This is a genomic window from Candidatus Nealsonbacteria bacterium, assembly GCA_019923625.1.
Taxonomy (GTDB): Bacteria; Patescibacteriota; Minisyncoccia; order Minisyncoccales; family RBG-13-42-11; genus JAHXGN01.
The window spans coordinates 1-1846 of the sequence record JAHXGN010000029.1 but is presented as its reverse complement, the minus strand read 5'-3'; the positions used below and the strand labels follow the sequence as shown (position 1 = coordinate 1846).

Genomic DNA, 1846 nt, shown 5'->3' with positions numbered 1-1846 from the left:
AAGCAAAAAGTCCCTTACGGGACCCAATGCCGACCGGGAGACACCCCGATCCAGTAATTGTATATTAGCATAGTGTAAGAAAGTTTGTCAATCAAGGTTATCCACAGGTAAAATATCACTATTTATGCAACTGAAAATTTACCAAGAAAATGCAATTAGAAATTTATGTTAGTTTTTATTGATGAATCTGGCGATGCCGGATTAAAAATAAAAAAAGGTTCAAGCCGCTATTTTGTGATTGCTTTAGTGTCTTTCGAAGAAAATGAAGAGGCGACGGCTTGCGATCAAAGGATTGAACTTTTAAAAAGAGAGTTGAAACTTTCGCAAGGAGCGGAATTTAAATTTAACAAGTTGCGAAAAGATCAACGACTCAAATTTTTTGAGGCAGTAGCTCCTTACGCTTTTTTCTACTTTGCCATTATTATTAATAAAGAAAAATTATATGGCGATGGTTTCAAAATTAAAGAATCGTTTTATAAATATACTTGCAGTTTAGTTTTTGAAAATGCAAAACCATACTTTAAAGAGGCAATTATTGTAATAGATGGAAGCGGTTCCCGAGAGTTTAAAAGACAATTAAAAACTTATTTAAGAAAAAAGATTGGCACAAGTATAATTAAAAAAGTAAAAATTCAATCATCGCATAGCAACAATCTTTTACAACTTGCTGATATGGTGGCTGGAGCCACACATAGAAGTTTTACTAAAAAGGGCGATAAAGAAGTTTATAGAAAAGTTATAAAAGCTAAAGAAATTTATGCGCAATTTTGGCCAAAATAAAACTACCGTCTCTATCCCTTGCGGGAACGCCGCATTGGATTGCGACAGTTCGAGACGATAGCAATTCCATTATTATACTATCATTAGACCTCAATAGTTGTCAAGCTCAAAATTGTGGATAACTTATGCAACTAAAAATTTACCAAGAAAACGCAATAGACGATTTATTGACCAAGAGCAAAAGACTTTTGGGTTATTCGGGTAGCAAAAAACTGGTTTTTAAGTCGCCGACTGGTTCTGGGAAAACAATAATGATGGCGGAATTTTTGAAGCAACTGGTTGACGATAGAGAAATTAGACAATCACTCGGTTTTATTTGGACGGCTCCAAGACAACTTCACAAGCAAAGCAGAGAAAAATTAGAAGTATATTTTGAAAATAGTAGGGCGTTGGAGTGTAAATTTTTTAATGATTTGAGCGACAGAAAAATTGGCGAGAATGAGATTCTATTTTTTAATTGGGAGAGTATTAATAAAAAAGACAAAAACACGATTGTAAAAGAGAACGAACAAGAATTTTATCTGTCAAAAGTTTTAGAATTAACAAGGGAAGAGGGAAGAAAAATCATTTTAATTATTGACGAAAGTCATTATGCCGCAGGCACGCAAGATAAAAAGGGAGAACAGGCGGCGAATAAATTGCGACAAGATATAAACGCAGATTTGACGATTGAGGTTTCAGCAACACCAGTCTTAAGCGGCGATCTCTCGGTTGATGTTTTACTAGACGATGTCAAAAAAGAAGGAATGGTTAAAAAAGCGGTTGTTTTGAATGATGATTTTGATAGTTTTATTAAACAGGGAAAAATCAAAACGCAAAAATTAAGCGGCGGTAGCGAAGAATTGGTTATAGACGCGGCGATGAAAAAGAGACAGGAATTGTTAAAAGATTTTCAAAAAGAAAAAGTTAATGTAAATCCTTTAGTTTTAATCCAATTGCCTGACAGGAAAACAAGTTTAGAGGACAGAATAAGAGAACGAGTAGAAAGCATTTTGAAAAATAAATACAAAATTTCAACAGAAAAAGGCAATAATAAACTGGCCATTTGGCTATCAGGCGAACATAT

The 1846-nt window shown here is 34.1% G+C and carries 2 protein-coding genes; both read left to right on the top strand.

The window, feature by feature from the left end; genetic code table 11:
* The first annotated feature begins 165 nt into the window (after positions 1–165).
* Positions 166–780, top strand: coding sequence for a DUF3800 domain-containing protein (locus tag KY055_02830; protein ID MBZ1345534.1), 615 nt, complete (start codon positions 166–168; stop codon positions 778–780).
* Between the two features lie 125 nt (positions 781–905).
* Positions 906–1846: DEAD/DEAH box helicase family protein (locus KY055_02825; protein ID MBZ1345533.1), on the top strand; the 941-nt coding region annotated here is incomplete at its 3' end.